Here is a 23980-nt window from a genome sequence, read left to right as displayed (position 1 = left end):
CGGCCTGCGTTTGCCGGATCAGATTTCCCTGAGCCGGAGCGCGACGTCCTCGGGGAGCGAATCGGTGATGAAGGCGTCCATCGCGGCCTCAGACCCGGCGAGGTGCTTCAGCTTGTCGGCACCCCGGCGTGCCGAGAAGAGCTGCAGGTGCAGGTAACCGAGGTCTTCGGAGTCGTTGACCGGGCCCTGGTGCCATGCCGAGATGTACGGCAGCGGCGCATCGTAGAGCCGATCGAAGCGCTGGAGGATGTCGAGGTACAGCAGGGCGAAGTCGTCCCGCTCGGTATCGGTCAGTTCCGGAATGGTCCGCACCCGCCGTAGCGGGTAGCAGTGCACCTCGACGGGCCAGCGCGCGGCGGCCGGAACGAAGGCGACCCAGTGCGCGGTTTCGACGAGCACCCGTTCTCCCGCGGCGCGTTCCGCCGCGATCACGTCGGTGTGCAGATCGCCGCCGGTGCGTTGGCGGTGTCGGCGCGCCACCTCCCACATCCGGCGCGTCCTCGGAGTGACGAAAGGATAGGCGTAGATCTGGCCGTGCGGATGTGCGAGTGTCACCCCGATCTCCCGGCCACGGCTTTCGAAGCAGAAGACCTGCTCGACTCCATCCAGTTCGGACAGTGCCCTGGTGCGGTCCGCCCATGCGTCGACCACGAGCCGGGCGTGCCCCGGCGTCAGATCGGCGAACCGCGCCTGGTGGTCGCTGGTGAAGCACACCACCTCGCACCGGCCGAAACCCGGCCGGAAGCCCACGAGTGAATGGTTCACCCCGTCCTGTTCCGGCGCTGCCCCTGTCGAGAGGCTGGGAAACCTGTTCTCGAAGATGGCCACCGTGTAGTCGGCCGAGGGGATCTCGGTCCGCCGTTGTGCGGTCGAGGGACACAGCGGGCATTCGTCCTTGGGAGGAAAGAAAGTACGTCCCTGCCGGTGCGCCGCCATCATGATCCACTCGTCGAGCAGTGGATCGAGCCGCAGCTGGGACGCCGTGCTGACCCCCGGGAGATCCCGTGTGTCCAGCACCTCGCGATCGGTCACGTCGTCCTCGTCGAAATACAGCATCTCGCGGCCGTCTGCCAGCGTCGCGACGGTTCGTTTCACCGGTCACTGCTCCTAGGGGCTCGCGCTCCGTGGGCTGGGATACGCATCCAAGCACAAAGCAACATTATCGAACAGGCATGCTCGGGATTTTGTCCTGTTTTCTGGCCGATACTGAGGTTGCCTGGACCAGGATCGCCAAAGGCCCCGGCTCGACCTGGGCATTCGCTCGTCGTCACGCTCTGTTGAAGTCTGATTGAACATGGTCGCAACTGTTGACACGCGTTCGAAACCTGTGTGAAATGTGTCACGCCGGAGTGAGTTCCGTGCGAACCACGAACTGCTGCCGGTGCTTTGGCGCCAGCGTCCGCTGGCGTGGTCCCCCCGAGAAGGGTGTTTCGACCGTGAAGTCATCCGCACTGATGAGACGACGCAGACGTGGGGGTCCGCTGACCGTCGCGACGGCGGTGTTCTCCGCGTTCCTGATGGCCGCAGCCGCATCTCCCGTGGCGGCGGCACCGACGGCAGAGGGCTGGGAAATGGGTGAGCCCCGAATGGCCACCCCGTGGACCGACCAGGTATCCCCCGACAACGCGCTGCCCGAGTACCCGAGGCCGCAGCTCACGCGCAAGAACTGGCAGAACCTCAACGGTGTCTGGGAGTTCGCCGGTGCGGCCGAGGGTGAGGCGCCGCCGTTCGGCAGGACGCTGGCCGAGCGGATTCTGGTGCCCTACCCGACGGAGTCGGCGCTCTCCGGGATCCAGCGGCACGAGGACTTCATGTGGTACCGCCGCACCTTCGAGGTCCCCCGCGGATGGCGCGTCGGCGACGGCAACAAACTGAAGCTCCACTTCGGAGCAGTCGACTACAGGGCCACGGTGTACGTGAACGGGCAGCGAGTCGCCGACCACACCGGCGGTTTCGGTGCCTTCTCCGCAGACGTGACCGACGCACTGACGCGGTCGGGCCCGCAGGAGATCGTCATCGGTGTCGAGGACCGCGCTGACGCGACCTGGCAGCCCGTCGGCAAACAGCGGCTGGTTCCGGATCGAGGCATCTTCTACGAAGGCGCCTCCGGTGTCTGGCAGACGGTCTGGATGGAGCCCGTTCCCGCAGCCCACGTCACCGAGCTCGACATGGTGCCTGATATCGACACGTCCACCCTCGGACTGACGGTGAACACCGGTGAGCAGGCCGAAGGGCTGACCGCGGAAGTGGTCGTCAAGGACGGTCGCCGGACGGTCACTCGCACGCGCGGTCCGGCGGACGAGCCGCTCGAGGTCCCGGTGCCGAACGCCAAGCTGTGGTCACCGGACTCGCCCTTCCTCTACGACCTCGAGGTTGTGCTGAAGGACGGCAGACGACCGGTCGACCGCGTCTCCTCCTACTTCGGCATGCGCGAGATCGGCACCGCCGAGGGCGCGGACGGCAAGCTGCGGATGACCCTCAACGGGGAGATCCTCTTCCACATGTCCACTTTGGATCAGGGGTACTGGCCGGACGGCATCTACACCGCGCCGACCGACGAGGCACTGAAGTTCGACCTCGAGCAGCACAAGGTGCTGGGCTTCAACACCGTGCGCAAGCACATCAAGACCGAACCGGACCGCTGGTACTACCACGCGGACAAGCTGGGCCTGCTGGTCTGGCAGGACATGCCGTCGATGCGGACCGGTGGAAGGCCGCCGGTCGACGCGCAACGGCAGTTCGAGGCCGAGTTGCACGAGATCGTCGAGGAGAAGAAGAACTGGACCTCGGTCGTCGGCTGGGTGCCCTTCAACGAGGGCTGGGGTGAATGGTCTCGCGAGGCGACCGGGCGGATCGCGGAGGAGGTCAAGGCACAGGACCCGACCCGGCTGGTGAACGCGCACAGCGGCGTGAACTGTTGTGCCTCTCTCGGTGACTCGGGCAAGGGTGACGTCATCGACTGGCACGCCTACACCGGCCCGGCCAATCCGATGCCCGAGGGTGACCGGGTTTCGATGGACGGTGAACACGGCGGCTTCGGTCTCGAGGTCGATGGGCACATGTGGTTCGGCGAGGGCCACGCCTACGAGATGACGCCGGACAAGGAAACCCTCACCCGGCGGTACGTGGAGAACCAGCGCGATGTGCTGACGGCCGCACAGGGTTGCGGCATCAGCGGTGCCATCTACACGCAGATCACCGATGTCGAGCACGAGGTCAACGGCTTCTTCACCTATGACCGGCAGGTCGAGAAGATGGACTTCGCGCAGGTCCGTGCCGTCAACGAGGCGATCATCCGCAACGCGGACGGAAGTGGCAACGGTGGGCCGGATCCCGATCCAGGAACTCCCGGCCTGCAGGGTGTCCACGCCTACAAGTTCAACGAGGGCAGTGGTTCGACGGCGGAGGACTCCGTCGGTGGAGCCGACGCCACACTGGCCAACACCGAGTGGGCCGCTGGTGTCGAGGGCGGTGGGCTTTCCTTCGCCGGCGACGGTGTCGCCGACACGGGCGCGAGCCTGGTCGACACCGAGGGCAGCTACTCGGTGTCGGCGTGGGCGAAGCTGGACGAGGCGGGTGGCGCCTTCCAGACGGTGGTCAGCCAGGACACCGGCAACAGCAGCGCGTTCTTCCTGCAGTACTCGGGGCAGGACCAGCGCTGGGCCATGAGCTTCGTCGGGCTGCGAGCGCTGTCGCCCGAAAAGCCGGAACCCGGTCGCTGGTACCACCTCACCGGGGTGCGCGACGCGCAGGCCGGAACGCTGGAGTTGTTCGTCGACGGCAAGCAGGTCGCCTCGAAGAGTGCGTGCTCGGCCGGTGAGTCGACGGGAAACACGGTGATCGGTCGCGGGCAGTACGGCGGCAACAACGTCGACCACCTCCGTGGCGACGTGGACGACGTCCGGCTCTTCGACCGGGCGCTGTCCGATGCGGAGATCGCCGAACTGGCTTCCGCAGGCGAGTGACAGCGGGCGGTGCCAGGGAGGAATCCGTCCCTGGCACCGCTCCCTTTTTCACCAGTGCCAACACCCGGTTGTTGCCAGAAACTTTCCCAAGGAGCTTTGCATGACACGCAACAAGGCACTGCGCTCATGGCAGGCGCTCGTCGCGGCAACGGCCGTAGGCGTGGCACTGGCCGGCTGCACCAACACCGGCGAGGAGCCGACGCCCGCAGCGGGCGCGGGCGACGGCGGCGACGGGCAGGTCGTCAAGGAGAACGAGAGCACGGGCGAGGGATGCACGCTCGAGAAGTACGGCGCCGAGAAGATCAACCTGGCCGACGCCGTTGTCGGCTTCTCCCAGTCCGAACCGGACACCGCGGCCTTCCGCGCGGCGGAGACGAAGTCGATCAGGGACGCCGCCAAGGCTGCGGGCGTTCAGGACCTGCTCGTCACCAACGCCAACAACGAACTGCCAAAGCAGATCGCCGACATCAAGAACCTGGTGAGCCAGGGAGTGGAGTTCCTGATCGTCGCCCCGGTGAACTCCGACGGCCTCGACCCCGCCCTCGACGCGGCGAAACAGGCAGGCGTCCCGGTACTCACGATCGACAGGAAGGTGACCAACACCCACTGCGAGGACTACGTCGCGTTCCTGGGTTCGGACTTCTACGAGCAGGGCAAGCGCGCCGCCGACGCGATGAACGAGGTCACCGGCGGTACCGCCAAGGTGGCGGTTCTGCTGGGCGCGTCCGGTAACAACGTGACCGACGAGCGGAACTCGGGATTCAAGGACCAGGTCAAGGCGCAGTACCCCGGGCTGGAGATCGTCGCGGAGCAGACCGCGAACTTCGCCCGTGACGAGGGACAGACCGTCGCCGAGCAACTGTTGCAGTCCAACCCGGACATCACCGCGATCTATGCGCACAACGACGAGATGGCACTGGGCGCCGTGACGGCTGTGCAGGCCGCGGGGAAGAAGCCGGGTGAGGACATCAAACTCGTGTCCATCGACGGCACACGCAACGCCGTGCAGGCGATCGTGGACGGCCAGATGAACGCCGTGATCGAGTCCAACCCCCGGTTCGGTCCTCTGGCTTTCGAGACCGCGCAGAAGTTCTACGACGGCGAGCCGATCCCGGAGGACATCATCATCTCCGACGACGAGTACAACGCCGAGAACGCTGAGGCGGAAATCGGCAACGCCTTCTGAACCGCAGCGCGAGGAGTGACATCGTCGTGACCGCCACCAGCACAGCACAACCGCCACCGCGGCCGACCCGGTCCGGTCTCGTGCTCGAGACCGAGGGCGTGACCAAGTCGTTTGGCGGCGTACACGCGCTGCGCGGAGTCGACTTCGCCCTCGCCGAGGGCGAGATCCACGCATTGGTCGGTGAGAACGGCGCGGGCAAGTCCACTTTGATCAAGGTGCTGACCGGGGTGTACCGGCCCAACAGCGGAACCGTCCGGTTCGCCGGCGACGAGGTGGACTTCCAGCGGCCATCGGACGCGCAGGACGCGGGCATCTCCACCATCTACCAGGAGGTCAACCTGGTACCGCTGCTGTCGGTGGCCCGCAACATCTTCCTCGGCAGGGAGCCGCGCAACCGTGCCCGGCTGATCGACGTGCGCGCGATGAACCGAATGGCGGGGGCACTGCTCGGTTCGCTCGGCATCGACATCGACGTCGCAGCCGACCTCGGCAGGCTCGGCCTCGGTGTGCAGCAGATGGTGGCACTCGCCAGGGCGATGTCGGTGGACAGCCGGGTCGTGATCATGGACGAGCCGACGTCCTCACTGGAGTCGAGGGAGGTGGCGACGCTGTTCGGTGTCGCGCGCACCCTGCGCGACAGGGGCGTCGGCCTGGTTTTCGTCTCACACCGGCTCGACGAGCTGTGGGAACTCTGTGACCGCGTCACGATCCTGCGTGACGGGCAGCATGTGCACACCGGCGAACTCGCGGGAATCGACCGCGTCACGTTGGTCTCGCACATGCTCGGCCGCGATCCGGGCGAGATCGTGGAGGCGGGGACGACGGAGTTCGGCGAGACGCATCTGCGTGCTCGCGACCCCGTGCTGGCGGTCACCGGTGTCGATGTCCGGAACCGGCTGCGCGGTGTCACCCTGGCCGTCCGGCCGGGTGAGGTGCTCGGCCTCGGTGGCCTGCTCGGTTCGGGGCGCAGCGAAACGGTGAAGGCGGTGTACGGCGCGTTGCCGATGCGGGCCGGGACGGTCGAGGTGTCGGGTTCCGCGATCCGCACCAATTCCGTTCGCCACGCCCTGCGGTCCGGTATCGCACTGCTGTCGGAGGATCGCAAGGCAGAGGGCATCATTCCCGACCTCTCCGTCCGGGACAACATCGCGCTGGCCGTCATGCCCCGGTTCTCCCGTGCCGGGATCATCTCCGAGTCGCGGATGGACGAGCTGGTGGAGACATTCATCCGCCGGTTGCGAATCAAGGCGTCCAGTCCCGCGCAGAAGGTGCGGGAGCTCTCCGGCGGTAACCAGCAGAAGGTGCTGATCGCCCGATGGCTGTGCACGGAACCAAAGGTGTTCCTGCTGGACGAGCCCACCCGCGGCATCGATGTCGGCGCCAAGAGTGAGGTGCAGGCGCTGATCGACGAACTGGCCGAGCAGGGCCTCGCGGTCGTGCTGATCTCCAGCGAGATGGACGAACTGGTGGAAGGGGCTGACCGCATTGCCGTGCTGCACAACGGATCCATCCAGCAGGAGCTGTCCGGTGACGAGATGACGAGCGCCGCACTGCTCGCCGCACTCGCTGGTGGGCCCGCGCGGCCGGATCCGGCCGTTGAGGAGGCGGGTGATGTCTGAGATCACGACGTCCGGTCACGACGTGGACTCCGGCAGGGAGGAACCGGCGCCGGTGTCGCCGGGCACGCCCGTGCCGGGTCGTCGGTCCGTGCGGGACAGGCTCTCCATGGACTGGGCCAGGCGCAACGGTGTGTACGTGGCGCTGGCGTTGCTGGTGCTGGTGAACATCGCCGTCACCGACAACTTTCTCAGCGAGGGGACCATCCGGCTGCAGCTGATCCAGGTGGCCCCGGTGCTGATCGTGGCACTCGGGATGTCGCTGGTGATCGGCACCCAGGGCATCGACCTCTCGGTCGGCGCGGTGATGGCCCTGGCCGCCGCACTGATCCCGCTGTACATCGGCTACGGCGCACTGGTGGCCGTCCTGATCGCGGTGCTCGCGGGCGGAGTAACCGGCGTACTGGCCGGAACGCTCGTGGCCAGGGTGGGAGTGCAGCCCATCGTCGCCACACTCGGCATCATGGTCGCCGGGCGGGGCGTCGCCAACCTGTTCGGCGGGGAGATCAAGAGCATCCGGCAGCCGGGCATCGTCGAACTCGGCTCCGGTGCCCTGCTCGGCGTCCCCTACGTCGTGTTGATCGGTATCGCCGTCGCCGCGATGGCGTGGTTCCTAGTGCGCAGGTCCACCTACGGGCGGCAACTGGTGGCGATCGGCGGCAACAAACGTGCCGCGGAACTCGCCGGGCTCCCGGTGAAACGGGTGCTCACGACGACGTATGTCGTGTGTGGACTGCTGGCGGCCCTTGCCGGGGTGTTGCTGGCCGCGCGCTCGCAGGCCAGCGACCCGACCAAGCTGGGTCTGCTGGTGGAACTGTCGGCCATCACCGCGGTCGTGATCGGCGGAACTCCGCTCTCCGGTGGTCAGGTGCGGATTGCCGGGACCGTGGCAGGCGCTCTGCTGATGCAACTGATCACCGCGACCCTGATCTTCCACGACATCCCGGATTCGACCGCGCAGATCGCCCAGGCGGTCATCGTGGTCGCGGCCGTCTATGTGCAGCTCGGCAGGAGAAAGGCTCGATCATGACGGCGACGGGTGTTCCGGAGAGTGATACGACCCCCGATACCGCCCCGTCCCGGGGAAGCCGGGCCAGGATGGCCCATCTGGTGCAGCGACAGGGTGCGCTGGTCATTCTCGTCGCTGCCGTCGTCGTGTCTACGTTCGCGTTCGACTCCTTCGGCACCGCGGGCAACCTGACGAACATCGGTCTCGAGGCGTCGTTCCTCGCCATGGTCGCGCTCGGGATGACCTTCGTGATCATGACCGGTGGGATCGACCTCTCGGTCGGGTCGGTGTTCGCGCTCGGGGGAGTCCTGGCGGCATGGGGCTCGCAGTACGGTCTACTGGCCGCGCTCGTTGTCCCGTTGGTGGTGTGCGGGGGAATCGGCCTGATCCAGGGGCTGATCATCGCGCGCGGTGGCCTGCCGCCGTTCATCGTCACGCTGGCCGGCCTGTTGTTCGCGCGTGGCCTGCTGCTGCTCATCAGTGACGAGGGCGCGACGACGTACAAGGTGCCGCCGGGGTCGGCGTTCCTGGAACTCGCGCAGGGTTCGTTGTTCGGGATCGGGTATCCGCTCTGGCTCGTCGTGGTCGCGTTCGCGATCGGCGGGCTCGTGCTGCACCGCACGTCGTACGGGTCGACGGTGCTCGCGATCGGTGGACAGGAGGACGCCGCCGATCTGATGGGCCTGCCGGTGGTGCGGACGAAGATCATCGCCTACGTCATGTCCGGTCTGCTGGCCGGGTTCGGTGGCGTGATGATCGCGTCCTACACGTCATCCGGGGTGACGGTGCTCGGTGTGGGCATGGAACTCGAGGCCATCGCCGCGGTCGTGCTCGGTGGCACCCTGCTCACCGGAGGTGCGGGCACGATTCTCGGCACCCTGGTCGGCGTGCTGCTCCTGCAGGTGATCAAGAACGTGATCAACCAGGTCGGTTCGCTGAACTCCAACTGGCAGGCGGTGATCAGCGGCACGATCCTGCTGGTCGTGGTCACCGTCCAACGCTGGCTGTCCAGAGTGGAACGTCGCTGACACCTGCTTCCGGCCGAAAGACCGGCGCTGATTCGTCGACGAATTACCCCCGCGGGGTCATTCGGGTCGGTCGGGTGGGTCGGCGGGAACGTCGTACTCGGCGGTGTCGGTGTGCTCTGCCGGGTTCACCTCGACCACGACGAGGTCGCCGACCCGCTCGCGCAGTGCTGCCTGGTTCTCCGCCGCCAGTCCGCTGTCGGTCACCAGGATGTCCGCAGCCTCCAGGCTTGCGATGGTGCTGATGCCCAGTACGCCGAACTTGGTGTGGTCGGCGAGGACGACGAACCGCCGAGACGCGTCCACAAAGGCGCGGTCGGTCTCGGCCTCCACCAGGTTGGGTGTCGTGAAACCGTTGCGTACGTCCATTCCGTGCACGCCCATGAACATGATGTCGAGATTCACCGAGCGGATTGCCGCGACGGCGAACGGCCCGACCAGCGCCTCGGACGGGGTCCGGATACCACCGGTCAGGACGACTGTCTGGTCGGGACGCGGCTGGTGGGAGAACAGGTCGGCCACCTGAACCGAGTTCGTCACGACGGTGATGCCGGGAACGTCCCGGAGGCGCCGGGCGAAGGTCCACGTGGTCGTGCCGCCGGAAAGGCCGATCGCCATACCCGGTTCCACCAGTTTCGCCGCCTCGGCGGCGATCGCGCGCTTCTCCGCGTTCTGTCTGCCGGACTTCGCGGCGAATCCGGGCTCCTCCGCGCTCCGCCCGCCAGGCAGGAGCGCACCGCCGTGGACCTTTACGACGAGACCTTCCTGGGCGAGCAGTTCCAGGTCACGGCGGACTGTCATGTCCGAGACGCCGAGACTCTCCACGAGAGAACTGACCCGCACCGCGCCCGTCCGACGGATATCCTCAAGGATCTGCGACCGCCGTTGGTTGGCCAGCATTCACCTCGTCCTTTCGGCATTCACTCGCCACTCGCCGGTGACTGCGCGGAAGAAGAATTCTTTCGACACCAACCCTTTCGGCTCAACATATCAGTCCGACTCGAGTGTCCGCCTGAGTTCCAGAAGCAGATCCACGAGATCCCCCAATCTGTCCTCGCCGATACGGTGTGCGAGAGCGGACTCGATCTCGGCGAGCAATGTGCCCGCCCGGCCCAGTCCGGCACGGCCCTTTCCGGTCGGAACCACGATCTTGGCGCGGCCGTCGCGTGTATCCCGCACCCGTTCGACATAACCGTGCCGTTCGAGATGAGTGACCAGTTCGCCCATCGACTGCTGGGTCATGCCGGCGGCCGCCGCCAGTTCCGTGACTCGGGAGCCCGCTGGATCCAGGTAGCGGAAGACGGCGTAGTGCGCGGGGCGGAGGACCCGCCCTTCGGTGTCGCGAAGCTGCTCGTCGAGCCTGCCTTCCAGCAGCCTCGATGTCTCCACGAGCAGTTTCAGCAGGCTGTCCCGCCCGGTCGGCGGGGTCTCGAGGTCTGGCACAGATACAAAGGCTACCTTAGTATTGTGTGGTCGGTACTGGAAGGGGTGGCGGATGGGCGAGGACGAGAGAACCTCGGTGCTGGTGTTTCGCGATGGCCACGAGGTCAGGTTCCTTGCCGAGGACACCGATTCAGCGGGCGACTTCCTGCGGATCGAGCACGTCTGGTCCCGGCCAGGGCGAATGGCCGGGCCACACTGGCATCCCGTGCTGACCGAGTCGTTCACGCTGACGCAGGGGTCCGTCCTGTTCCGTGTGGACGGGCGCGAAATCGCGCCACGGCCTGGGGATACGGTGACGATCCGGCCAGGTGCGGTGCATGAGTTCCGCAACGTGGGGCAGGCGCTGACGCTCCACCACGAGGTGCGGCCGCCGTTGCGGCACAGGGAGATGTTCGAGCTCTGGCACCGGCTCGACGTCGCGGGCCGGACGAGTCGTAGCGGAGTTCCGCGAAATCCGCTCGCGCTTGCCCTGCTGTGGGAACGGCAGGACGGCTACCTGGCGGGGGTGCCCGCGGTGGTGCAGCGGTTGTTGCTCGGGGGCCTCGCCACGATCGCCAGGCTGACTGGCTACGAGGCCCGCTGGACCCGCTCCTGACACACCGGAATCGCCTTCCACGGTGGGAGTCGCCGTGGGTGCGGTGGTGCAGGTCGTCGACTGATCGGCGTGTCTTCCGCGCCACGCCGTAATCGGGCAAATCCGGTGACTTCCATCTCTGGTCAACGACCCGCGGCGAAGTCAAAATCTGCCGTATGTGGAGTGCACGACGGGGACGGGTGGGCGCGGTGCGCTCTCTTCGCCGGTTCCTTGGCGACATCGCCTACGGCATCGACGCCGCACACGCCGTCCGGCACGGACTGCGCCCCGTGCCCGCGGCTCGGTGCGAGCGGCCGCGCAGGGTCCGCCTGCCCGCGGGGGCGGAGACAGTCAGCCTGACCGAGTGGCCCGCGAAGCCACCGGTGGCCTGAGCGGGCCGATCAGGGCCGCCGCCTGAGCCAGCTCTAGGCGGTGTTTCATAAGCGCGCGGTCGCGAACCCGTCTACGGACCGTGACCCGCGTGAGGATTCGAACCTTGGCACGCGAGCGGTCCGCAGCCGGATTCGCGAGGTCGTCGGCCACAGGCGCGCCACACATCACCTCATACAGATGCCTTCTGAAACAGCTCCTAGGCGTGCGCGAGTACCGCGTCGGCTGCGCGGACGTATTGCGTGGCACACGGTTCACCGGAGTCGAGCAGCGCGGCGAAGTCGACCCGGAACAGGGTGGCGAGCTGCGTGAGCAGCTCATCACTCGCCGGGGCCTTTCGCCCGTAGAGCCAGCGCTGCACCGACGAGGCCTTGAGTCCGGTCGTGATCGCGACGTCGGTGACGGTCAGGCCTCTGGCTGCCATGAGCGCACGGATTCGGCAGGACGCCGCCCGACGGGGTCCGTCCCCGGCGCCGGAATGGCCCTGTCTGCACTGGGTGGCGTGCGCGCGCCGCAGTACCGCGGTTCTCCTGGGAGACGGTATGGACGAGTTGGTTGCTGACATGGCGTCAGATTGACCAGGCACGAGATCGGACAAACCTCCCGACATGCTCGTAGTACCCGATAGGAGTACGTGCCGCCCATATCGACACCCGGTCGAGCGCGTTTTACCTGGTTGGCGAGCTCAAAAAATCTATGATGGCCGGGGTAGACATTCGCTGGCTGCTGTGTGTAGTCTTCTGGTTGTACGGAGACAGAAAAGCAAGCAGGCGCGGGAGATGACGTAACTACCCGCGAAGTTTTACCGAGGCACTGAAGACGGTCAGGTGCGCCGGAGCCATGAGTGACGGGGCTCCGGGCAGTGACCAGCGACGTCAGGCGTGCTGGGGCCGATCTGGGTAAGGGGTTCCAGCCGGTGACGTTCGCGGTAGCGCAAGGAAACTGGAAAACACTGGAAAGAAGGGAAAGGTCGCATCATTGGATCGCCCGCCGTGGCTGTGTTTCGCCGGGCGGGTACCGCAGTCCCATCAGATTGGCAGGTGGTTCTCGGTTACGGATACGCGATCCCCGGAAGGTCTGCCGTACAGGCGGACCCGGGTATAAGAAGCCGACCTCACGGTCGGTTGGCAATGATGAAACCCAACCCCTGGGACCCCGGCGCCGTGCGGTGCCGGGGTCCCTTGTGATGTGGAGGTGTAATGACCCCTGAGCCCGGTGAGACGGCTGCGGCGAGTTCGACCGCGGACGACAAGTTCGATGATGAGCACTATCCCGCCTACACCATGGGCAGGGCCGCGGCGATGCTCGGAACCACGCCGGGTTTCCTGCGCAGCCTGGACGGCACGGGCCTGATCGAGCCGCAGCGCTCCGCCGGCGGCCACCGTCGCTACTCCCGACACCAGCTCCGCCTTGCCACGCGGCTGCGGGAACTGGTGGATCAGGGCACTCCCCTCGATGCCGCATGCCGGATCGTCACCCTCGAGGATCAGCTGGACGAAGCCCGCGGTCGCAACACCGAACAAAGTCCCGGTTAGCTGGTCGCGCCGGTTGATCCCGGTGCGCATCTCCCTCTCGGTGGGGGTGAAATTTCGGCGAACTGCGCGCAGCGAACTGGTAAGAAGGAACCGAACCAGGATGCTTCGCGCAAATCACCGACATAGTGACATTCGACCGACACCTGGCCGCCGGTTCCGCGTTACGTTCGGGGCATCGGAGATCGTCAGCGTGAAGGGCGCCTGTCCCCCACCGGAAAGAGGTCCCCATGCGCCTGACCTTGTCTCGGGCTTTCGCGGCGATGAGCCTGTCGTTGCTGGCCGTACTGGCCGGCACGGCACCGGTTCAGGCCGAGCCAGGAGCCGTCACCGACATCGCCCACCGCGGCTCGTCCGGCTCCGCGCCGGAGAACACCGTCGCCGCGGTGCAGGTCGCCCTCAGGCAGCACGCCAGCTTCGTCGAGGTCGACGTGCAGCGTTCGGCCGACGGCGAGCTGGTCGTGCTGCACGACGTCACGCTGGATCGCACCACTGATGCCGAGGAGGTGTTCCCCGGCCGGGCGCCGTGGCGGGTCGGTGACTTCACCATGGCGGAAATTCGCAGTCTGGACGCGGGTTCCTGGTTCGCCGACGAGTTCGCGGGTGAGCCGGTTCCCACCCTGCGTGAAGTCGTCAACGCACTGGGCCGACGAGCGGGCCTGCTGCTGGAGGTGAAGAGCCCTGCCCTGTACCCGGGCATCGAGGCCGAGATCCACCAGGAGCTCTCGGACATCCCGGGATACCTGCCCTCCGCACTGGCCGCCGGAAATCTCGTCATCCAGTCATTCGACCATGTTTCGATGTTCGCCTATCACGAGATCGCTCCGGAGGTGCCGGTCGGCCTGCTCTACGGCGCACGGCCGACCGAGGCCGAACTGGTGGCGGCGAGCGAGTGGGCGGACCAGATCAACCCCAGCTACCGGGTAACCGATCGGGCACTGGTGGACCGGGTGCACGAGTTGGGCATGACGATCAGCGTGTACACCCTCAACACCGGCAGGCTCATGCGGCAGTACCGCAACCTGGGAGTGGACGGCATCATCACCGACTACCCGGCCGTGCTCCGGCAGATCCTGCGGGAGAGGAACCTCTGACATGCGGCGAGTTCACGTACTCCTCGTGACCCTCGCGCTCTGCCTCGGACTGGCTTCGCCTGTGAGCGCCACGGCAACGCCCTCCTGGTCAGGAGCGCAACCACTGGAGCGGGCGCACGCCCACAACGACTATGAACACGAACGACCGCTGCTCGACGCCGTCGAGCACGGCTTCACGTCCGTGGAAGCGGACGTGTGGCTGATCGACGGCGAACTCCGGGTCGCGCACGATCGCGGCGATGCCCGGCAGGGCCGGACGCTGGAGCGGCTCTATCTCGATCCGCTGGCTTCGCTGACTCGCGCCAACAAGGGCAGTGTCCACCCCCACTGGGACGGCCGGTTTCAACTGCTGATCGATATCAAGAGCGACGGATCCGCCACGTACGCAGCGATCGACAAGGCGTTGCGTGGCTACCGGTCCATGCTGACCCAGTGGACACAAGGCCACGAACGTCCGGGGGCCGTCGAGGTCGTCATCAGTGGTAACCGGCCAAAGGCGGACATGCTCGAACAGCGGGTGCGGCTCGCCGGATACGACGGCAGGCTGAGCGATCTCGGTGCCGGCATTCCAGCGACCTTCATGCCGTTGGTCAGCGACAACTGGACGCGCCACTTCACCTGGCGGGGTGCGGACGCGATGCCGGAGAGCCAGCGGGCGAAGCTGCGGCGGATCGTCGATGAGGCACACGCCGCCGGGTACCGCGTGCGTTTCTGGGCGACGCCGGATCTCGAAGGTGCCGCCCGAACAGCCGTGTGGCGTGAACTGGTGGCCGCGGGTGCCGACCACCTCAACACCGACGACCTCCCAGGGCTGCGTGACTTCCTGCTCGAGAACGACCCGGATGAATCCCCGCCGAAACTCGATTGACACGAACCGGAAGCCGCCCCGTCGGGAGACCGACGGGGCGGCTTCTTTTTTGTCCTCTGAGGACGGCCACTTTCCGGTTCATCCTCGCTAGCCGCACCGCTCGTACGGTGTCAGGTGTTCACCTGACACCGGAGCCGTTCCGGCGCGGTTAGCGTCGAATCAGTCACGGGATACACACCTGGGACCGTGTTCCCTCATCATCTCGGAAACACCCTGGAGGGAATCCATGTTTCGCGTAGTCGTGAGTCTTTGTGCCGCAGCCCTCGTACTTGCGTCCTGCTCATCGGAGGGTGCCGACACGGGCCGGGACTCGCAGCCGGCCGCGCAGGGACCCTCCGGCCTTGAGGCACTGACCGAGCAACAGATGTGCGACCTGCTCAGCGACGAAGCGATCGAGAAGGCCTTCGACACGACAGTCGAAGGCAGCGAGGGCATGAAGCGGGGCCGGGCTCCGGTAACCGTGTCCTACGAGTGCGACTACGACAGCGAAGGATTCCCGACGGTTTCGACCGACCTGAGCGCGACCCGATCGAGCGAGTCCGATCAGGAGGTGCTGGATGGCGTCTTCACCGATCGCACCCAGGAAGACAAGGTTGTCGGCGCTCATCAGGCGGTGCCGGGACTTGGCACCCTGGCCGGCTTCGGCCGCGACGCGGTCCTCGGCAAAGCCGTCAACGCGTCGTCGCTCGGCGTTGTGTTCACCGTAGACAGTGAGCGGCTGCTGTTGACGATCTCGGTCACGGGGAAGACCGAGCTGGAACAAGTTCGTCCGCTGGCCGAGGAACTGCTGGCGAATGCGAAATCCGCCATGGAATAGATACTCGTTCGTGAAACGACTGGGGGGGGGGAGATCATGGTAAAAGTCGATGAGGACCAGGTTGCGGACTTCGGCCTCTACTTGAGCGCGGAGGCCGGGTACAACCTGGCGAGAATAGAAGAGCTCGCGCGTGACGAAGGCATGAGCGACGCCGGATTCACCGGGTTGCTCGAGCCCCTTGGCGACATTGTCAACGGCGAAGCCTCGGTGCTGGTCGGCTCGGCGTTCAGCCTGATGCAGCGCAAACTCTGCGAACTCGGCGACGCCCTGATCGATGTGGCCAAGCAGTATGGCTACACCGAGGACGACAACCGCTCGCTGATCGAGCGCAACGGTCTCGACTCCGACACCGACGAGGCGATCGGCTACGGATCCGGTTACGGATTCGGCGACGGCTACGACCGCCATCGAGATGTCGGCACCTCCAGCTTCAACTACGCCGAACTCGACATCTCTCCCATCGACCGCCCGGACACGAACTACTCCGACGACCTGGACACCGGCGGGGTGCTGACCGTGCTGGACTGGATCTGGGCCGAGTTCGAAGTGGACGGCGGCAAGGGCTTCACCGACTCGCTGATCTCCCCGCTCGCGGGCAATTACAACAGCATCGAGGCCAACGGCAAGGCGTGGCAGAGCGTCGGGGCGAATCTCGGCCTTGTTGCCGCGAGCATGGGCGACAATGCCACCACTCTGGCGGCCGAACACTGGGAAGGCGACGCGGCGAGTGCCTTCGAGCAGTTCCTCGATCTGTTCTGGCGCAAGGGAGCCGTCTACGCGGGCGAGCAGCTGGGCGACTTCGTCTCGAAGGGGTTCGAGAAGGTGGCCGAGGTCTCCAAACAGATCGCCCAGCTCGCCATCGACGCCATCGAGGTGATTATCAAGGCCGCCCGCAGGATCGCGACGAAGGCAATGCCCGTCGTCGGCTGGGCGTGGACGGCAATCGAGACCGCGGGCAAGTGGCTGGGCAAGGTTTTCGGCGTTGACATCAACGACCTCTACGACGACATCGTGGAGATCATCGACACCGCCAAGGCGATCTTCGATCTCTTCGAAGCGATGAAGAACATCGTCGAGTCCATGCAGGAATACTTCGGCACGCTCGAGGAGCTCGTCGCGACGGTCCAGAAGATCCCCGAGGTCGGCAGCCTCGAGGAGGCCTACAACACCACCGAGACGATCAACCAGCACATCGACGCCATGGAGGAACAGACAACCACGGTCAACGAGGAAGCCGACAAGGCCGAAGGCGCACTCGACGACCTGGACGAGATCGCGGCGAACGCCGGCTAGTTGGGAAGGGGTTGCATGATGCGAAACCAACCGGACGGCGGCTTCTTCGGACCGGAAATGGAACGGGCCGACCGGGAACTCGACGATCGCATCGACCAGGCGTTCAGCCAGGCCAGGGAGGTCCGGCTGAAGGCCGGTGAGATCGCGCAGAAGGTGGCGGAGGATTCCGGACCTCCCACTGCCGAGGAGGTCGAGCGGATCAGGAAGTTCGTTCTCGGCCACGCGCTGACCGACGAATGGCAGCGGGTGATCGACCTGATCAACCGCGGAGAACTCACCTGGCGCGAGGTCGTCGAGGGACTGGCCACCGGCGGACTCGACCACCGCGTAGCCGCCGCCTTCGACTCCTTGTCCGCGATCCCACCGGCGGACATGGAGAAGCTGATCGAGATCGGCGTGCTTCCCACGGAACCCTCTGGTGCGCAGGCCGAGAACAAGCCGGAGGAGAGGCAGTCGCGCCGCGACAACGACGAGGTCGACGAGGAGTCGTACTTCGACGACCCGTTGTCGTGGCGACGCAGCTGACGATCTGCTCGACGCCATGCGGCCGGCGTGCGTCGCGACCGGCTAGGGCCTGCGGAGTTTGTCGCTGGTGATGGGCCTGCCCGGCAGGGCCGAGCCCGGGCGGAGGCCGTCGAGCAGGATGGTCAGCATTCGATCCCGAATCATTTCGGCCATGTTTTTGTCGTCGTGGGGCATGGGGCGCAGCAGCATCGACACCACGACGGCGATGTCCCCGCTGGCCACATCCCTGCGCAGCATCCCCTCCGCCTGTGCGCCGTGCACGATGCCGTCGAGTACCTCCAGTATCGCGTGCCGGAACTCGCCGGTTGCCGGATCCTCCCGGATGACCCGGCGGGCCAGCGGCGACACCAGTGAGAGATGAATCGACAACTGCAGCTCGTGCGAGCGGCTCAACAGCCGCACGAGTGCCTTCCACGAGGTCGGCTCCTCTGCGGCGGCCGCGCGTGCCTCGGTCAGCACGGCGGCGAAGTTGTCGCGCGCGACCCCGCGGATCAGCGCCTCGCGGTCCGGGAAACGCCGGTAGAGCGTGCCGACCCCGACACAGGCCCGCCGCGCGATCTCTTCCATCGGTGCGTCCGGGCCGTCTTCGGCGAAGACCTGCTTGGCGGCCGCGATGATCTGGTCCCGGTTGCGGCGCGCGTCGGCCCGCAGTCGGAGGTCAGCATCGGCGGTCATGGCCAGATTGTCGCACCTGAGCGTAGGTGGACGAACTCCTTCCGCTTGAGTACCGTGAATTAAATGGAATGTATTCGTCCGCATACTCGGAGTACACGATGACCGTCGCTGCCACGGAACTCCCGCTCACCAGAAGCTGCCCGTACGCGCCACCGGAGGAGCACCGCAGGCGGCGCGCCGAGGAGCCCATCTCACGCGTGACCCTGCCTGGCGGGCACGAGGTGTGGGCGCTGACCCGCCACGAGGACATTCGCGCGATGCTGACCGATCCCAGGTTCAGCTCCGACCGGCGGAACCCGAACTTCCCGCTGATCGGGGGCGGCGACCAGCGCCGGATCGCCAAGTTCCGGCCATCGCTGATCGGCATGGACCCGCCGGAGCACGGCCCTGCCCGGCGCGCGGTCCTCGGCGAGTTCACCGTCAGGCGGATGGCCGCGCTGCGCCCGCGCATCCAGGAGATCGTCGGCGAGCACCTCGACGCGATGCTCGCCGGGCCGCGCCCGGCCGACCTCGTGCAAGCGCTGTCCCTGCCCGTGCCGTCGCTGGTGATCTGCGAGCTCCTCGGCGTGCCCTACAGCGATCACGAGTTCTTCCAGGCCCGGTCGGCCGCCCTGCTCAGCCGCACCACCTCGGCCGACGATCGCATCGCCGCTGTCGAGGAGCTCCGGTCGTACTTGGCCGATCTGATCACCCGCAAGGAGCAGAACCCGGGCGACGACCTGCTCAGCCGCCAGCTCGGCAAGACCGAGGACCGCGAGGAGCTGGTGAGCCTGGCTTTCCTGCTGCTCATCGCCGGGCACGAGACCACGGCGAACATGATCTCGCTCGGCACGATGACACTGCTGGAGCGTCCGGAAGCGCTGACGGTCCTCCGCGAGGACCCGTCGAAAACCCGTGACGCGGTCGAGGAACTGTTGCGGTACTTCACCATCGCCGAACTCGCCACGTCGCGCTTCGCGGTGGAGGACGTCGAGATCGGCGGGGTGCTCATCCACGCGGGCGAGGGAGTGGTCGGGCTGAGCAACACCGCCAACCGCGATCCTGAGGCGTTCGACAATCCCGACGAACTGGACCTCGGCCGCGGCGCCCGGCACCACATCGCGTTCGGGTTCGGCGCGCACCAGTGCCTCGGGCAGAACCTTGCCCGGATGGAGCTGGAGATCGTCTACGACACCCTGTTCCAGCGGATACCCGGGCTGCGGCTCGCGGTGCCTGCCGAGGAGCTGCGGTTCAAGGACGATGCGAACGTCTACGGGTTGTACGAGCTTCCGGTCACCTGGTAGGAGGGGATATGCGAATCGTCGCCGACAAGGACGTCTGCGTGGGGGCGGGCCAGTGCGTGCTCACCGATCCCGAGATCTTCGACCAGAGCGAGGACGACGGCACCGTGCTCGTGCTGGTGGAACGCCCCGCCGACCTGGAAACGGCCAGGGAGGCCATCCAGGTCTGCCCCAGTCAGGCCCTGTCACTGGCCGAGGACTAGCTGTATGAGGTCTGGACGTTGGTGACGGTGGTGTGGAGCAGGGTGGCTGGGGGTTGGTTTCCGGCGGCAGGTCGATGGTAGTTGTAGTGGATGTTCCATACTTTCAGTGCGTGTGAGCGGTGTTGTTCGCTGGCCCAGGTGCGCGAGTAGAGGAATTCTTCGGTGAGGAATGTTCATGGTTCCTCGGTCGATTTCGCAACAATCCCAGCACCAGCGCTCGCCGACGCGGCTCCACCCGGGTGGCGAACCGGCCCGCCACCCGGGACATCACCCCGTCAAAGATCTCCCGCCACCGGTCAGGGTCTACGCTGGACCCTTCGGCCGCCACACGATCTTGAGTAGTCCTCACAAGCCATTCATGATCAATTGGCGGCCGCGTCCGTCTTCACCGGCCAAGATCACAAAGTAGGTGACCGGGACTCGACAATCTGGTCCCTGTTGAAGAGGTCAGGGCTCGTCTGATCGGATGAGTGTTTGCACTGCGGGGCGAAACTCGAGTTCGTACGGGAGGGACTTGAGCTCCTCGGGTGTGACCGTGACTCCACGGGTTGCGGCGAGTTCGGCCAGCCACGTCCAAGGGTGCGGCTCCTCGGGGTCATCGTCTCCCTCGTCCGGCAGTAGGGCTCCGAGGAAGAAGTCACGGAGCTCACGTGCGGTGAAGCTCGAAGAGTAACCGCCGCGCACACCCACTGTGACGCCACGCTCGCTGTGAAGTACCACCCGCTTGCCGGATTCCAGGTCGAGGTACTCGCTGAGGGCGAAACTGATCTGACCGGTCGACTCGTTCCACGGAACAGCGACATCGCAGACAGCTCCGACGGCGACGACAGCTCCGTCTTTCGCGGACGCGTCCGGGCCGGGCGGTAGCCGACCTGAGCCCGTCCACGACTCGGGGACGGGAGACCAACCCCCTGTCGCTGTATCCATGGCAGAACTCCCGATGACTAGCTGGGTGAGCAGTACAGGTTCTGATAACCAGAATAGGTCAGGCCCGACGGGTCGACCTGCCAGTCCAAGTCGACGTCGGACGCACCCCGCCATCCGACAGTCCTGGTTGTGGACGCGCAAGCACTCCTGGCGTTCGCCCGCTTACTGGTCCCCGGTCCGGCCGAACGCGAATTGGACCGAACCGTGACCCACCGGCAGCCAAGCTGATCACACCAGTAAGCCTGGAGGTAGACGGTAGTCGTCGCTGTGCTGGGGCATGAGCCGGCCCACTTGATCCACCAGCCATGCACCGGCGCCTCGCCCCTTGTGACGTGCGCGTTGTCCACGGCCTGCTTGTATTGGCAATCGCCCGCTGTGATGACTGGCGATTCAGCCTGAGGCGTCAGCGTCGCTGGTGCCGGAGCAAAGTATCCGGACGAGAGGTCCAGCTCGTCGATCGTCTCAAGATCGGGGGCCGCGTCACTCTTTACAGCCGACGGGTCAGGGGATCCTTCCGCTTGCGCGGAGGCCGTCCCGAAAATGAGCGAGCCAGCCGCCATCAAGCTGATTGCTGCCAATCTGCCGCGAGATTTACGCACGATTTACCAGTCCCTTCATCTAGAAATTAGATCAATTTCCCGGCGAGACGTCCTGTTGTGGTTTGGTGACGATTTAATCGCGGTCTTCGATGCCCTTCAGGCGTTTATCGCGCCGCGTCAACCTGATGGTGCAGAGGCTGGAACGCGAATTTCCTGTGCGACAGGAATCTATGTTCCACCTGTTCAACAACATGGTCGAACCGCCAAATGGGTGACATATGCCTACCATTACCACACTTGGTCATTTCTTCGCTAACTCTTCCCTAAGAATGGTTTTTAAGCCGTTAACCAGGGGTGTTTGAAATGATCAAGTCGCGCCGATCATCGGCAGCGGGCCAGCTGAACGACGTGCGCAAGGTCCACGGCCCCGCGCTAGCCTTCCGCGTGCACTGCGGCGAACTCGTCCCGGCTCAGGAGGCTTGCCCCGGTGCACAATCGCGATTGCACCATGTCGCTATCGGTCCAGGCAGGGGCCACCGATCCGCGCGGATACCCGCGGCAAGCTCTGTTGCCAGCTTGTTCGCCCGCACCGGAAATTTTGTCACCCAACCGGGTGGCCGCAGACACACACGTCGCAGGGCTGCTCATCATCAAGGGGCAGGAGGGTCGTCTGGTGAAGTCGTGCGTGGCTTCAGCTGTGGCTGGGCACCCGGCTGGAGATCGGGAAACCGAAGAGCGAAGCCAGCAACCGGGTTATCGCCCTCGATCACGGCACCACGGCCGTCTTACGCCGCTACCGCGACAGCCATCGCACCCCCTGCTCTACGAACCAGTCGGATACCTCTTCCCCGGTCGCCAAGGTGAGCTGATCAGGCCCGACTCGGTGAGCCACCTGTTCCGCAGGCTCAACACGGAATCAGGACTACCGCCGATCCGGCTGCACGACCGGCGGCACGGCGCGGCCTGCCTGTCACTGGCAGCGGGCAACGACCTCAAGACGGTGCAAGCAATGCTCGGGCACTCCAGGATTCTGCTCACCGCCGACACCTACACCAGCGTCTTGCCCAGCCTGGCTCGGCAGTCCGCCGAGGCCACCGCACGCCTGGTACTCGACGCCGCCCGCACCACCGGGACCCACCTACGTGCACGGCGACCTCGTAAGGCGACGATCCGTCGACAGGTGGCTGCTGTGGCAGACGACACCTTCAACACGACTAATTGCCGCCGAACGCTACTTCTAGTTCCCAAACCGAAAGGCTCAGAGCCAGGGCTGAACACTGCCCCAAAAGGTCCTGCTGAGCGAAGAAAACCGCTGTTCACGGCCTCGGGCCCTCGATGAGCCCACAGCGAGACCAGCCATGATCACCCGGCCCGACACACTATCGACAAAACGGTACATAACCGCTGGTCAGCAGACATGTTGAGGTTGTGGGCCGCCAGGGGCTCGAACCCTGGACCCAGGGATTAAAAGTCCCTTGCTCTACCAACTGAGCTAGCGGCCCTCCGCCAGTCTAACGGGTGCCCTACAGCGAGTGAGCACCACTCCGGAACACCCGAGCGGGTTCCGGAGTGGTGCCGCGGCGGGATTGGTCCGCCAGGTCAGCTACCAGGACGGTCCACGTCACCGCGCCAGGAACCGGTCTCCCGGCCGCGCTCCTCGATGAAGCTCTTGAAGCGCTTCAGGTCGCCGGACACCCTGGCGTCCACGACCCCCAGTTTGTCGGCGACGTTCTCGGTGAAGCCCTCCGGGTCGATGTCCATCTGGGCCGTGACTCGGGTCTTGCCCTCGTCCAGCCGGTGGAAGGTGATCACCCCTGCGTGCTTCGGCCCGGAATCGGTCGTCCAGGCGACGCGCTCGTCCGGGTGCTGTTCGGTGATGGTCGCGTCGAACTCACGCGTGGCCCCGCCGACCTTGACCACCCAGTGGGTGTGCTGGTCGTCGCGCTGCTCGACCCGCTCGACGCCTTCCATGAACTCGGGGAACGACTCGAACTGCGTCCACTGGTTGTACGCGGTGCGCACCGGCACGTCGACATCCACCGATTTCGTTACGGTGCTCATCGTTTCCTCCTTGGGGCGAACACTGTCGTTCGCTGCGATTCTGCGTCGAACAACAGCGGGTTACCCCTGAGTCGCGGTGGTAAACGAGGCGGGCGCCGTCCGCCGTGTCAGTCCAGGCCGGCGAGGTTCGTCTCGGCCTCGGCGAGCGCCTGCTCGGTCTTCTCGGCATCCGCTCTCGCGGCTTCCGTAGCGCGGCGTGCCTTCTCCTCGGCCCGTTCGGCTTCCCGCAGCCGCTTACTGGCATCGTCACGGGCCTTTTTCGCTTCGCGCACCGTCTTCCGTGCTTTCTCGCGTGCGGCACGAAGACGTGCGGCTTCTGCCCGCTGCGCCTCCTTCTCCCTTTGTCTGTCCTCTTTGACCTGTGCCGCCCTGTCGTCCTGGGGTCGCTTGGTGGGAGCTGGTTTGCTTCCGTACGGCCGAGCTGCGGGAGGTCGCTGGGTGGCGGTCCTCCTCGGGGCGGCGGTCGCGGCGGACAGCCAGCGCTCTGACAAACCTTCTCCGGGGTGCAGTGAGCTGGTCAGCCTGCCCTGCGCGAGAGTCCGGGCGGCGCCGGGATCGCCGAGCGCCGTCTCCAGGGTTTCGGCGAGCTCCTGCGCCACCGCATCGCTGACCGGCGTGCCGAGCTCCCGGCCCACGGCCCGCGCCTCGTCCGTCAAAGCCTCGATCAGCTCATGCCGTTGTCGCGACAGGTTGCGCAATTCCTCTCCGGCCAGTTCGGTGTGCGCCCTGCGCAGCGCCTCGCCGAGCTGTTCGAGCCTGCCGATCTCCGCCGCGCGTTGTCTGGCCAGCTGGTTGGCGAGCCAGGCCGCGGTCGTCGGCTTGCGCAGTCCTCGGATTTTCGTCGCCAACTGCTGTCGGCCCGCCGCTTTCGCCTCGGCAGCACGCTCGTCCCGCAGCGCGATGAACTCCTCCCGCGCGGCACCGTAGAGCTCATCGGCCACCGACTCGAATTTCATGT

Annotated in this window: 25 protein-coding genes, 1 tRNA gene and 1 pseudogene; 17 read left to right on the top strand and 10 right to left on the bottom strand. The window is 66.0% G+C overall.

Annotated features, from left to right (window positions below; translation table 11 throughout):
• Positions 1 to 18: 18 nt before the first annotated feature.
• Entirely contained in the window at positions 19 to 1095 is a 1077-nt protein-coding gene (galT, locus tag BM199_RS00860) for a galactose-1-phosphate uridylyltransferase (protein ID WP_091667993.1), read from the bottom strand.
• 422 nt (positions 1096 to 1517) lie between these two features.
• Between galT and BM199_RS00855 the strand changes: the two genes are divergently transcribed.
• From BM199_RS00855 to BM199_RS00835, 5 genes are all read left to right on the top strand, one after another.
• Positions 1518 to 3965: a LamG-like jellyroll fold domain-containing protein gene (locus BM199_RS00855; protein WP_091669528.1), complete on the top strand. Its 2448-nt coding sequence runs from the start codon at positions 1518 to 1520 to the stop codon at positions 3963 to 3965.
• 100 nt (positions 3966 to 4065) lie between these two features.
• On the top strand, positions 4066 to 5151 hold the full coding sequence (locus BM199_RS00850; RefSeq protein WP_091667991.1) for an ABC transporter substrate-binding protein: 1086 nt from the start codon (positions 4066 to 4068) through the stop codon (positions 5149 to 5151).
• Positions 5152 to 5177: 26 nt separating this feature from the next.
• Complete coding sequence (locus BM199_RS00845) at positions 5178 to 6770, top strand: sugar ABC transporter ATP-binding protein (protein ID WP_245788057.1); 1593 nt, start codon at positions 5178 to 5180, stop codon at positions 6768 to 6770.
• The gene (locus BM199_RS00840; protein ID WP_245788056.1) at positions 6763 to 7797 is read left to right on the top strand and encodes an ABC transporter permease; all 1035 of its coding nucleotides are present in this window, start codon (positions 6763 to 6765) and stop codon (positions 7795 to 7797) included. Before BM199_RS00845 ends, BM199_RS00840 begins: the two co-directional genes overlap by 8 nt.
• On the top strand, positions 7794 to 8804 hold the full coding sequence (locus tag BM199_RS00835; RefSeq protein ID WP_091667988.1) for an ABC transporter permease: 1011 nt from the start codon (positions 7794 to 7796) through the stop codon (positions 8802 to 8804). Before BM199_RS00840 ends, BM199_RS00835 begins: the two co-directional genes overlap by 4 nt.
• Positions 8805 to 8861: 57 nt before the next feature.
• Here BM199_RS00835 and BM199_RS00830 read toward each other — a convergent pair whose 3' ends face one another.
• Complete coding sequence (locus BM199_RS00830) at positions 8862 to 9701, bottom strand: DeoR/GlpR family DNA-binding transcription regulator (protein ID WP_091667986.1); 840 nt, start codon at positions 9699 to 9701, stop codon at positions 8862 to 8864.
• A 90-nt stretch (positions 9702 to 9791) separates the two neighbouring features.
• Positions 9792 to 10244: a MarR family winged helix-turn-helix transcriptional regulator gene (locus tag BM199_RS00825; protein ID WP_245788055.1), complete on the bottom strand. Its 453-nt coding sequence runs from the start codon at positions 10242 to 10244 to the stop codon at positions 9792 to 9794.
• Between the two features lie 52 nt (positions 10245 to 10296).
• Between BM199_RS00825 and BM199_RS00820 the strand changes: the two genes are divergently transcribed.
• Together BM199_RS00820 and BM199_RS00815 are read left to right on the top strand one after the other, a co-directional pair.
• Positions 10297 to 10839, top strand: coding sequence for a cupin domain-containing protein (locus tag BM199_RS00820; protein ID WP_091667983.1), 543 nt, complete (start codon positions 10297 to 10299; stop codon positions 10837 to 10839).
• A gap of 155 nt (positions 10840 to 10994) precedes the next feature.
• Complete coding sequence (locus BM199_RS00815) at positions 10995 to 11210, top strand: hypothetical protein (RefSeq protein ID WP_143101736.1); 216 nt, start codon at positions 10995 to 10997, stop codon at positions 11208 to 11210.
• A gap of 197 nt (positions 11211 to 11407) precedes the next feature.
• Here the strand turns inward: BM199_RS00815 and BM199_RS34885 are convergent, their stop codons facing one another.
• Positions 11408 to 11773, bottom strand: a complete 366-nt coding sequence (locus BM199_RS34885; protein ID WP_281245639.1) for a helix-turn-helix domain-containing protein — start codon at positions 11771 to 11773, stop codon at positions 11408 to 11410.
• Positions 11774 to 12407: 634 nt separating this feature from the next.
• Between BM199_RS34885 and BM199_RS00805 the strand changes: the two genes are divergently transcribed.
• The 6 genes from BM199_RS00805 to BM199_RS00780 all read left to right on the top strand — a co-directional run bounded on the left by BM199_RS00805 (position 12408) and on the right by BM199_RS00780 (position 17337).
• The gene (locus BM199_RS00805; protein WP_091667975.1) at positions 12408 to 12743 is read left to right on the top strand and encodes a helix-turn-helix domain-containing protein; all 336 of its coding nucleotides are present in this window, start codon (positions 12408 to 12410) and stop codon (positions 12741 to 12743) included.
• A gap of 227 nt (positions 12744 to 12970) precedes the next feature.
• The gene (locus tag BM199_RS00800; protein WP_091667972.1) at positions 12971 to 13834 is read left to right on the top strand and encodes a glycerophosphodiester phosphodiesterase; all 864 of its coding nucleotides are present in this window, start codon (positions 12971 to 12973) and stop codon (positions 13832 to 13834) included.
• A gap of 1 nt (position 13835) precedes the next feature.
• Positions 13836 to 14702 carry a phosphatidylinositol-specific phospholipase C/glycerophosphodiester phosphodiesterase family protein gene (locus BM199_RS00795; RefSeq protein ID WP_091667969.1) on the top strand — a complete coding sequence of 289 codons (867 nt, stop codon included), beginning with the start codon at positions 13836 to 13838 and terminating at the stop codon, positions 14700 to 14702.
• Between the two features lie 364 nt (positions 14703 to 15066).
• Positions 15067 to 15519 (top strand): hypothetical protein, encoded by a 453-nt coding sequence (locus BM199_RS00790; protein WP_091667966.1) that lies wholly within the window; start codon positions 15067 to 15069, stop codon positions 15517 to 15519.
• Between the two features lie 36 nt (positions 15520 to 15555).
• Positions 15556 to 16812, top strand: a complete 1257-nt coding sequence (locus tag BM199_RS00785; RefSeq protein ID WP_091667964.1) for a hypothetical protein — start codon at positions 15556 to 15558, stop codon at positions 16810 to 16812.
• A gap of 18 nt (positions 16813 to 16830) precedes the next feature.
• Positions 16831 to 17337: a hypothetical protein gene (locus BM199_RS00780; protein ID WP_218160273.1), complete on the top strand. Its 507-nt coding sequence runs from the start codon at positions 16831 to 16833 to the stop codon at positions 17335 to 17337.
• Positions 17338 to 17379: 42 nt separating this feature from the next.
• Here the strand turns inward: BM199_RS00780 and BM199_RS00775 are convergent, their stop codons facing one another.
• Positions 17380 to 18012, bottom strand: coding sequence for a TetR/AcrR family transcriptional regulator (locus BM199_RS00775; RefSeq protein ID WP_091667958.1), 633 nt, complete (start codon positions 18010 to 18012; stop codon positions 17380 to 17382).
• A gap of 98 nt (positions 18013 to 18110) precedes the next feature.
• Here BM199_RS00775 and BM199_RS00770 point away from each other — a divergent pair, with 98 nt between their 5' ends.
• Positions 18111 to 19295 carry a cytochrome P450 gene (locus tag BM199_RS00770; protein ID WP_091669518.1) on the top strand — a complete coding sequence of 395 codons (1185 nt, stop codon included), beginning with the start codon at positions 18111 to 18113 and terminating at the stop codon, positions 19293 to 19295.
• 8 nt (positions 19296 to 19303) lie between these two features.
• A complete protein-coding gene (locus BM199_RS00765; protein WP_091667955.1) occupies positions 19304 to 19495 on the top strand; it encodes a ferredoxin in 192 nt (63 codons plus the stop codon).
• Here the strand turns inward: BM199_RS00765 and BM199_RS34380 are convergent.
• Positions 19492 to 19662, bottom strand: a pseudogene (locus BM199_RS34380) (IS481 family transposase); the annotation flags it as partial. The gene BM199_RS00765 and the pseudogene BM199_RS34380 sit on opposite strands and share 4 nt — an antisense overlap.
• Before the next feature lie 280 nt (positions 19663 to 19942).
• Positions 19943 to 20422, bottom strand: a complete 480-nt coding sequence (locus tag BM199_RS00760) for a hypothetical protein (RefSeq protein ID WP_091667952.1) — start codon at positions 20420 to 20422, stop codon at positions 19943 to 19945.
• A gap of 540 nt (positions 20423 to 20962) precedes the next feature.
• Here BM199_RS00760 and BM199_RS33130 point away from each other — a divergent pair.
• Positions 20963 to 21277 (top strand): hypothetical protein, encoded by a 315-nt coding sequence (locus BM199_RS33130; RefSeq protein WP_143101734.1) that lies wholly within the window; start codon positions 20963 to 20965, stop codon positions 21275 to 21277.
• 192 nt (positions 21278 to 21469) lie between these two features.
• Entirely contained in the window at positions 21470 to 22300 is an 831-nt protein-coding gene (locus BM199_RS35130; RefSeq protein ID WP_091667950.1) for a tyrosine-type recombinase/integrase, read from the top strand.
• Positions 22301 to 22390: 90 nt separating this feature from the next.
• Here the strand turns inward: BM199_RS35130 and BM199_RS00750 are convergent.
• The 3 genes from BM199_RS00750 to BM199_RS00740 form a co-directional block, all read right to left on the bottom strand.
• Positions 22391 to 22463, bottom strand: a tRNA-Lys gene (locus BM199_RS00750).
• A 97-nt stretch (positions 22464 to 22560) separates the two neighbouring features.
• Positions 22561 to 23022 carry an SRPBCC family protein gene (locus tag BM199_RS00745; RefSeq protein ID WP_091667947.1) on the bottom strand — a complete coding sequence of 154 codons (462 nt, stop codon included), beginning with the start codon at positions 23020 to 23022 and terminating at the stop codon, positions 22561 to 22563.
• Between the two features lie 107 nt (positions 23023 to 23129).
• Positions 23130 to 23978 (bottom strand): hypothetical protein, encoded by an 849-nt coding sequence (locus BM199_RS00740; RefSeq protein ID WP_091667944.1) that lies wholly within the window; start codon positions 23976 to 23978, stop codon positions 23130 to 23132.
• Between the last annotated feature and the right edge of the window lie 2 nt (positions 23979 to 23980).

The organism is Amycolatopsis marina (assembly GCF_900111885.1).
In the GTDB taxonomy this organism is placed as follows: domain Bacteria; phylum Actinomycetota; class Actinomycetes; order Mycobacteriales; family Pseudonocardiaceae; genus Amycolatopsis; species Amycolatopsis marina.
Note: the sequence above shows the minus strand (reverse complement) of the source record. Positions and strands in the feature narration are given on the sequence as shown.